The sequence below is a fragment of the Spirulina sp. CCNP1310 genome (assembly GCF_034932185.1).
GTDB lineage: Bacteria > Cyanobacteriota > Cyanobacteriia > Cyanobacteriales > Spirulinaceae > Spirulina.
In genome coordinates this window covers 1-9747 of record NZ_JAYGHW010000053.1, presented here as the reverse complement: position 1 = coordinate 9747, position 9747 = coordinate 1, and the positions used below count along the sequence as shown (strand labels likewise).

Annotated in this window: 6 protein-coding genes and 1 pseudogene; 6 read left to right on the top strand and 1 reads right to left on the bottom strand. The window is 43.8% G+C overall.

Going from position 1 to position 9747, the window contains the following annotated elements; all coding sequences use genetic code 11:
- From VB712_RS10590 to VB712_RS10580, 3 genes are all read left to right on the top strand, one after another.
- Nucleotides 1-2696 (top strand): hypothetical protein (locus VB712_RS10590; RefSeq protein WP_323254531.1); only part of this gene is annotated, 2696 nt, incomplete at its 5' end.
- A gap of 182 nt (nt 2697-2878) precedes the next feature.
- Nucleotides 2879-3349, top strand: a complete 471-nt coding sequence (locus tag VB712_RS10585; protein WP_323254530.1) for a YbjN domain-containing protein — start codon at nt 2879-2881, stop codon at nt 3347-3349.
- Nucleotides 3350-3357: 8 nt separating this feature from the next.
- Entirely contained in the window at nt 3358-5520 is a 2163-nt protein-coding gene (locus VB712_RS10580) for an AAA family ATPase (RefSeq protein ID WP_323254529.1), read from the top strand.
- A gap of 163 nt (nt 5521-5683) precedes the next feature.
- Here VB712_RS10580 and VB712_RS10575 read toward each other — a convergent pair whose 3' ends face one another.
- Nucleotides 5684-6553, bottom strand: a complete 870-nt coding sequence (locus VB712_RS10575) for a dienelactone hydrolase family protein (protein ID WP_323254528.1) — start codon at nt 6551-6553, stop codon at nt 5684-5686.
- 157 nt (nt 6554-6710) lie between these two features.
- Between VB712_RS10575 and VB712_RS10570 the strand changes: the two genes are divergently transcribed.
- The 3 genes and pseudogenes from VB712_RS10570 to VB712_RS10560 all read left to right on the top strand — a co-directional run.
- Nucleotides 6711-7877, top strand: a complete 1167-nt coding sequence (locus VB712_RS10570; RefSeq protein ID WP_323254527.1) for a pyridoxal phosphate-dependent aminotransferase — start codon at nt 6711-6713, stop codon at nt 7875-7877.
- A 178-nt stretch (nt 7878-8055) separates the two neighbouring features.
- Nucleotides 8056-9159, top strand: coding sequence for an AAA family ATPase (locus VB712_RS10565; protein WP_323254526.1), 1104 nt, complete (start codon nt 8056-8058; stop codon nt 9157-9159).
- Nucleotides 9159-9620 (top strand): annotated as a pseudogene (locus VB712_RS10560) (DUF4276 family protein); the annotation flags it as partial. The gene VB712_RS10565 and the pseudogene VB712_RS10560, both read left to right, overlap by 1 nt.
- Between the last annotated feature and the right edge of the window lie 127 nt (nt 9621-9747).

Here is a 9747-nt window from a genome sequence, read left to right as displayed (position 1 = left end):
ACACCATCAAGTTAAACGCCAATAATATCCCCTTACTGGGTGAGTACGTCATACTCGAAAAAGCAGCAGGGGAAATTCAAGGCGCATCCAAGCAGTACAACTCCAACTTTGAAGGTGACTTCAACGTCAACTTTGGGTCTTCTGACTTAGTGCAAGTGAATGGAAGTGGTCATCTTACCTTTGATTATAAAAACGGAAAGGTGACTGTTGAACATAAAGATGTGGGTCTTGATGGCACAATCGCCAACATCCTCAAGTTCAATGCCAAGGACATTCACTACGACCATAAAGCCAATGTCGTTACCATTCGGCAAGCAACGGTCAGGGTTCCGAAGGGCGAAAATTCAACCGAGGATTACTTCAAAGCCGATGTCACCCAAGCCAAAATTGACCAAACTGGCTTAGATTGGAACACCATCAAGTTAAACGCCAATAATATCCCCTTACTGGGTGAGTACGTCATACTCGAAAAAGCAGCAGGGGAAATTCAAGGCGCATCCAAGCAGTACAACTCCAACTTTGAAGGTGACTTCAACGTTAACTTCGGGTCTTCTGACTTAGTGCAAGTGAATGGGAGTGGTCATCTTACCTTTGATTATAAAAACGGAAAGGTAAATGTTACACATGACAAGGTAGGTCTAAACGGTACTATTGCTGACATTCTCAAATTCAGTGCTAGCAATATTCACTACGACCATAAAAATCCCAAGGTAACTATTGGCCAAGCTGGTATTAGTATTCCATCCCTCAACCAGGCTAGCGTATCAGTAGAGAATACCAGACTTGATAAAGATGGTGTTGATTGGGATGTAGCAAAAGCGACTATTGGTACGATTTCTATTGGTGATATTTTCTCAATTACTAATCCTGCTGTTTCGGTTGAAGGGAGACAACAGCAATACAGCACAACAGCAAGTGGTGGGGTGAAATTAAAACTGGGTAAATATTTTGCTGCTGAAGGTAAGGGTGCAGTTACACTTGCTAAAAAAGATGCTGAAAGTAAGAGAAAATTAAGGGTTGATAGTTTAGAGCTTAGTGCAAAAGGCAACATTCAGTTCCCTGGAGATCCGATGGACTGGCCACTAGATTTAGCCTTCAATTATCCCATTGTTCCTGGTGCTATTGAGGCTGGTATTTCGCTCAAGGTGGAAGGAAGTCTTGGTGCGAGCTTGAGTGGTACGGTCAAAAAAGAAAGTAAAGAGAAATATTGGAATTTGGTTGCTAATCCAGAGATCAAAGGAGCCATCGGAATTGCACTAAAAGGAAATGCTAGTGTTGGCACAGTTTATGCTGCTGCGCTCAACGCATTTATTGAAGGAGGATGCAAAGTAGAAGCAAAGGGAGGACTCAAAATTGATGGAAAGTTAGGCTATGATGAAGAAAGCAAGAAAGTTGATGCCAAGGGCTTAAAAGCTGAATATTATGCTGGTGCTGAATTTAAAATCACAATGGGAGCAGGTGTACAGGCTAAGGTACTGTATATTTTTACGAAGGACTTGTATGCTATCCGTGGAGAGTTAAGTTTAGGGCGCGGCTCAATGAAGGGCAATCTTGAATTCGATGAAAATGGTGGAATTAAGATAGGCAAGCCAACTTTTGAGGGATGTCTATCATTTGAGCTAGACAAAAAATCAATCGATTTTAAGAGAACCTATGATGTCGTTAATGCTGATCGAGCAAAACAACTTTTAGAAGATGCACAACAGCATATTCCAGGTAGTGGAAAAGAGCGGAAGCGAATTATTGATCACGTAAAGGCTGAATACATCAAGGTATTTGACAAGGCTAAGAAGGTGATTGAGAACGAAACTAGCAAAAATGAGAAATATGTTCAAAAACTCGAAAGACTGAGTGTTAAAATATCACGATATCAAGAACTGCTTAAACTTTCAGGAGATTTATTTGAAAATGATCAGGAATTAGGAGATGTTAAATCCAAATCTGGAATTACATCAACAATAGAGCAGGAAGTAGAAAAAATAGAACAAGGAGTAGAGGAGCAAGATACGAGTGATTCAAAACATGGTTTTTGGGATAAAGCGAAACAAGTCGGTAAATCAGTCACCACAAAAATCAAAAAAATTGGAAAAGCAAAAGATAAAGTTAAAGCAAAATTCAAAAAGATCATACCAGAACAAGCCTGGGACAAATATTATGATTTGAAGGAGAAGAAAAATGAGATCAAAGAAAAAGCAGAGCATGCAAAAAATATGCTCACGATAAAACTCCACAATGCTGAACAAAAAATGGCCCCTATCTCAAATCTAAAAACGGAGTTAAAAGGCAAAGTTTCTGAACTCAAAAATAAAGCTTTACAAGCAAAGCGAGAAATGACAGAAGAAATCAAAAGTAAAGCACTCTTGAAAATCACTGAATTTGGAATTCAAGATCCAAAGAGCTTCATCAAGAGGATGGAGCAATTAGCCCAGATGCAAGAAAAGTATACGCAAAAGTATGAGAAGCATTCTGAAATTCTTGAGCATGCATTAAACGCCAAAGAAAAATCAGATGAGATTCTCAAAAATGTTGAAGCAGCAATTGGATGGGATGACAAAAAATTAGAACTTGGTCAAGGACTCAATACAATTTCCGACATGAAAAATAATCAAAGTGAGCTTAAATCAATAGAGGAAAAATTGTCCCAAGAAATTATTAAATTGGATGACAATCTTGATCAGGAGCTTGCAAAATTTTAAGAAAATCTATTATGATTTTCAATGTAGAGTAGCAAGTATATAGCAATTTCTCAAGCTATGCGGTACAGAGATCCCCCTCAATCCCCCTTTGCAAGGGGGAGGTAGAGTTCTCATGAGTCACGAAAACGCTATATTCAATTCTTCTACTTAAAATTATCCTTCCTATTCAAGTCGCCAAAATTATGTTATTAGAATCCACAGTATCTATCCTAAAAAAACAAGAGTGGCAATTTTATGAGTTGGGCAATTCCACCATACGGCTCGATGTTAATGGACAAGCCGCAACCTGGAGTACGATGGTGAAGTGCATTGATGAGCATCAGCAGATCATCGTTTATTCAATTTGTCCGAATAAAGCGAGAGTCGATAAGTTAATCGCAATCCAAGAGTTTCTCACTCGTGCTAATTTTGGTTTGAAGTTTGGTAACTTTGAGATGGATTTGTCTGATGGTGAAGTACGGTTTAAAACCAGTATTCAATTTGCTGGCATGGTTGAACCTGAGGCGATGATTGAAGAATGCCTCTCGCTGAATATTGTGACATTTGACCGCTATCTCCCTGGAATTTTGCAGGTGATGTTTACTGATGTCACGCCGGAAGACGCGATCGCAGTGATCGAGTCTCCCAATGTCGAAACATCTACTCAGGTTTAAATTTGCTCATGTTACAAGCTCACTTAGATGCGTTAGTTGAGTTGTTGAAGTGGCTAGATCTACGACTAAATGCGGCCATGGCGATCGCCCAATCTACGGTTCAACTAGGGGCAGAAGATAATCCTTATCGAGGTATACAAATTGATGAGGCTGAAGTTAATCAATTACTCACCCAATCACCAGTTAAGCCCCTTTTTACTCAGCATGGTTTGAGTGATATCACGTTATTCCTTGATCATCTTGGTAGCGCCACACCATTACGGTGGTTAATTCATACATTTAAGCTAACTGATTTTGATTTGGGCATTTTGGCGATCGCCCTTGCTCCAGAACTCGATCGCCGCTATGAACGGATCTATGTGTACTTGCAAGATGATGTGCGTGCGAGGCGACCAACGGTTGATTTGAGCTTAAATTTATTATGTGATTCTGCAATCGCAAAACTCGAACGGCGATCGCATTTTTCCCCCCAAGCACCGCTCATTCAGCATGGATTACTCCATTTAATTCCTGACCCAAATCAAGCTGAACCGTCTCTTTTAGCACAAATTATTAAAATTGATCCCAGTGTCGTTCGCCTCCTCCTAGGTGAACCGGGATTAGACCCCAGACTTAAACCCTTTTGCCAACTCAACGGGCTGGAGAACGCTCAAGATCGTGCGATTCCTCAGAGCACAGCAATCTCTCAATCTCTGCTGGACTTTATCCAGGCCGCTCACGTTGCTAAAAATGCCTTGATTTTATTCTTTCAGGGTGTTGATCAAGTCAGCAAACAGCAAGCCGCTACTGCGATCGCTCAAACATTAAAAACACCATTACTCACGGCAAACCTGTCCAAGATCAGCACTTCAAAAATCAATGAATTTATTGAAACTATCAAATTGTTGCTCCGTGATGCCCAATTTCAAAATGCATTGCTGTATGTTGACCAACTTGATGATCTACAGAATAAAGAAAATCAAGTTTTATATCAAGTATTCACAGAAGAGATCAATACTTACTCCAGCATCGTCATTTTATCTGGGCTAGAAAATCATAAAAATACTGAAATCAATTTTCATGGTGTCATTGAAATTGCCTTCCCAGTTCCTAGCTTTGAACAGCGGCGTGCGTATTGGCACTATCATTTACAAACTGTGGATCTTCATGTTAATGATCTGGAATTGGATCGTTTGAGCGATCGCTTTCGACTCACTCCGAAACAGATTAAAAATGCCGTGCTAACTGCGGTAAATCAAGCCCAATGGCAACATGATCATTCTGTTGTGCCGTTAGACTCTAGTCCACCTTCAATTGAGCAATTGTTTATGGCAGCGCGGAGAGTTTCAGGGCATGAACTCAAAACCCTGTCTCAGCAAATTCAGCCCACATATCACTGGAATGATATTGTTTTATCGCCACATCAAAAAACACAGCTACGGGAAATTTGTAATCATATTCAATATCATCATTTGGTGTGGGAAACCTGGGGGTTTAAAGCACAAAGATCCCTGGGTCGAGGCTTGAATGTCATGTTTTCTGGGGCTTCAGGTACAGGGAAAACAATGGCAGCGGAAGTGATTGCTAAAGAGCTAGAGCTAGACCTCTACAAAATTGATTTATCCCAGATGGTGAGTAAATACATTGGCGAAACTGAAAAAAATCTTAACCAAATTTTTACGGCGGCAACCAATGCCAATGCAATTCTATTATTTGATGAGGCAGATGCTCTATTTGGTAAGCGAAGTACTGTTAAAGATGCTCATGATCGCTACGCTAATTTAGAAGTCAGTTATCTTTTACAAAAAATAGAAGAATATGAAGGTTTAGCTATTTTGACAACTAACTTAAGGGGCAATATGGATGATGCTTTTATGCGAAGATTGCAATTCATTATTGAGTTTCAATTGCCTAACGAAAAGCAACGCCATCAAATTTGGCAGAAAGTTTTCCCTCTCCAAACTCCGCAGGAGCCGGATTTGGGATTGCAGTTTTTAGCCCATCATTTTGAACTCACAGGGGCTAATATTCGTAATATTGCGTTGATGTCTGCTTTTTTGGCGGCTGCGACAGAGGAGAATGTCAAAAAACAACATATTATTCAAGCACTACGTCGTGAATATCAAAAGATGGGTAAAATTTTTATTGATCAAGTTGAAGAAAGTTATCTCAGCCACAGCAATCCTATTTGATTTATGAAAAAATTCCGTATTGCTCTATTTTAGTAAAGCCAAACACATCCAACATCAAAAACTGTTTAAAAAGGGCTTTCATCAAAACTGATCATGCCCCCTTACGTCCGATGAACCAAGAATCCCCGTCGCTTGAGCGCGGGGAGTGTTAATTTGCTTGGTTTTAATGGATGTGGGTAGTATTGAGGTGGGTGGCGAGGAAGGCGATCGCCTTTTCCCAGGCATCCGCTGCCGCTGTTTCTACATAATTCATCCCGGAAGGATTGGAAAAGGCATGGCCGGCTCCTTCATAGAGGTGAATTTCTACGGATTTGCCGAGGGATTTTAGCACCCGCTCAAACTCCCGCACCGTGGCCGGGGGGGGATTGGTATCCTCTGCACCAAAGAAACCGATGATCGGCATTTGCAGCGTTCGCAGGGTCGCTCGGTCGGTGGTGATGCCGCCGCCGTAGTAGATCACCGCTGCATCAAGATCCTCCGGGAAGAGTAACGCCGTATTCAGCGACCAAGTACCCCCAAAGCACCAGCCCAAGCTGGCAATTTTCGGGGCCTGTTGGACGGTTTGAAGATAATCGTAGGCTTGGCGGATATTGGCATTGGCCCCGTCAAGATCGGCTTGTACCTTGCCAATCAAAGCCCGCGCCTCCTCCGGCGTTTGGGCCACTTCCCCCAAATGGAGATCGACGGCGAGGGCGGTGTAGCCTTCCCCCGCGAGGCGGCGGGTCATCATTTCAATATTGTCATTGAGGCCCCACCATTCATGGATGACGATGATTGCGGGGGCGGGGTGAACCTGAGCCGCTGGGCGGGCGAGATAGCCCTGAATCGGTTGGTTATCGGCGGTTTGGCCATAGGTGACGGTTCCCGCTAGGACGGGTTGGCGGGGTTCGATGCGAGCGATCGCCGTTGCGACGGGGCGATCGTGCTGATGGAGTTGATAAAGGCTGGGGGCGGAGACAGCGGGGCCGTGATTTCCCCACCAGACTAAGACGGCTACGGTTAAGGCGATGGCCCCAAACAGAAATTTACGCATGGTTTTCGCGATCAGGAACAACAAAACAGTTTCTACTCTAACGAATCGGGTCAAGTCATAAAAAAGTATTAAAGGCAGCATCCCCCCATCTAAATTTCCTCCTACACTGGAAAGTCATGATTACCCTAACCCTGCTGCTTTGAGAGGCCGAGCCATCGTGAAATTAGCCCCCCGTATCAACCAAGTTCCCGCATCCATGACGCTGGCGATCGCCGCTAAATCGAAGGCGATGGCCGCCGATGGGATCGATGTTTGTAGCTTTAGCGCGGGGGAGCCGGATTTTGATACGCCGGATCACATTAAGGAAGCGGCAAAAACAGCCCTCGATCAGGGCAAAACCCGCTATGGCCCGGCGGCGGGGGAACCGCAACTGCGCGAAGCGATCGCCCAAAAACTGCAAACCGATAACCAACTCCCCTACAACGCCGCCAATATTATCGTCACCAACGGAGGTAAGTTTTCCCTCTATAACCTGATGATGACGCTGATTGCGCCGGGGGATGAGGTGATTATTCCCGTTCCCTATTGGGTGAGTTATCCGGAAATGGTGAAGTTGGCGGGGGGTACGCCCGTTTTAGTGGAAACGACAGCGGCATCGGGCTATCGGATCACGCCGGAGCAGTTACGCAACGCAATTACGCCCCAAACGAAACTATTTGTCCTCAATTCCCCCTCAAACCCCACCGGCTCCGTTTACACTCCGGCGGAAATTCGCGCCCTGGCTGAGGTGGTGGTAGAGGCAGATATTTTCGTCGTTTCCGATGAAATTTATGAAAAAATCCGCTACGACGGCGTGGAGCATTTGAGTATTGGGGCGGTGAGTCCAGCGGCTTTTGAGCGGACGATTATTAGTAGTGGGTTTGCCAAGGCCTATGCGATGACGGGGTGGCGCATTGGCTATGGGGCGGGGCCTTTGGAGTTGATCCAAGGGATGAATAAATTGCAGGGTCACAGTACCTCGAACGTTTGTACCTTTGCCCAATATGGGGCGATCGCCGCCCTCACCGGAACCCAAGAACCCCTAGGGGTGATGTTGGCGGCCTTTACGGAGCGGCGGCAATATGTGCTGGAGGCGATCGCCGCCATCCCCGGCCTGAGTTGCCCCAAACCCGACGGCGCATTTTATGTCTACATTGACATCAAATCCCTGGGGATGCCCGCCCTCGAATTTTGCGAGCGGCTGTTAGATGAGCATTATGTGGCCGCTGTCCCCGGTGATGCCTTTGGTACAGCGGGCTGCATCCGCATTTCCTACGCCACGGGTCTAGAGTCGATTAAAAAGGGTTGCGATCGCCTCGCCAAATTCGTCCACCAATGCCAATAATCCCAACAACCCCCAGAGGTGGCAGAGCCACCTCTAGCTCTTGCCATGGGACGAGTCTTGGAAAATGAAGTTTTGTATATGCTAGATCTAGCATTTGTTGACACCTGTATATTCATGTGTTGCGGGAGTAAACGTTAACGGGTGCAAATGTACAATCGTAGATTTGGGAGATTGACCTTTGAATAGGTTACAAAGACTAACTCTGGCCGGCTTCAAGTCTATTAAGGCGATAGATATTGAACTGCATCCTTTAAATATATTGATAGGAGCGAATGGAGCAGGAAAAAGTAATCTTATTTCGTTTTTCAAAATGCTTAACGAGATGATGGCTGGGCGCTTTCAGCAGTATATTGGAATGTCAGGGCGTGCCCAATCTCTCTTACATTTTGGACCTAGAATAACGCCTCAAATAGAAGCAAAACTGGAATTTCAAGTTGAAAATGGAGTAGATACTTACCACACTCGACTATTTCATGCGGCTGGTGATACGCTCATCTTTGCTGAAGAAACCTTAAGTTTTTTAGAAACAGGTTGGGTAGCTCCAAGAGTGGACGAATTAGGTGCAGGACATCAAGAAACCCAGATTGTCAAAGCAGCAGAGGAGGGTAAGCAAACTGCTAGGACACTCCGATACTTGCTAAATCGTTGCCGCGTGTACCATTTCCATGACACCTCATCTACAGCAGATGTTCGCCAATCTTGTTATGTTGGGGATAATCGATGGTTAATGCCTGATGCTGGTAACTTAGCTGCTCTGCTCTTAAGATTTCGTGACGAAAATTCCGGTTTAGCTTATCAGCGTATCATTAGAACAATTCGTCTTATTGCCCCCTTTTTTGATGATTTTGTTCTAGAGCCAGATGTGTCTAATCGCGTGATCCTTAACTGGAGAGAAAAAGACTCAGACCGTGTATTCGGACCACACCAATTTTCAGATGGTACTTTACGAGCTATCTGTCTTGCTACATTGCTCTTACAGCCGGAGAATGAACTTCCAGAACTAATTATTGTTGATGAACCAGAATTAGGGCTTCATCCTTATGCCTTAAATATTGTGGCTGATTTATTTAGTAAAGCTGCACTTCACACTCAGATACTTATTAGTACTCAATCTAGTTCTTTTCTAGACAATTTTGATCCTGATGATGTAATTACGGTTAATAGAGAGGGTAAAGAATCTCAATTCAGCAGACTCACTTTTACGGAACTGGATGTGTGGCTAGATGAGTATAGTCTGGGTGAAATTTGGGAGAAAAATATTATTGGTGGAGGTCCCCATTAATGGCGCGGCTTTACCTATTTGCTGAAGGACAAACTGAGCAAACATTTGCTGATAATTTAGTAAATCCACACTTGGCTCAGTATCAAGTGTATATGCATAATCCTGTGCTTATCGCTCACGCAAGAAAGAAAGGGTATGTACATCGTGGAGGTGGTCGTAGTTATGCACCTATGAAGAATGACATTATACGCTTTCTTAAACAGGAGAAGTCTTCAGATGTTTTCTTCACAACCATGATTGATTTATATGCTATTCATCCTGATTTTCCAGGATTGGCTGAAGCTGAAGCTGTGCGACAAGACCCTTTAAAGAGGGTTGAACTCCTAGAGCAACGCTTTGCAGAAGATATTGCCGATCAACGCTTCATTCCTTACATTCAGTTGCATGAGTATGAGGCGTATCTTTTTTCTGATCCAACTTGCTTTGAATACCTTAGTTCTCGAAGTACAGAAGGGATTGAAGGGTGCATCTCAATTAGGAGATGAGTAAATATACTCATTACAATTCCTCCTCAAAAGCCTACATAATTTAGACACTGTTGACCACCTTTGACCCATGACTCCCCAAACGCAGGCTGAACTCCAGCAA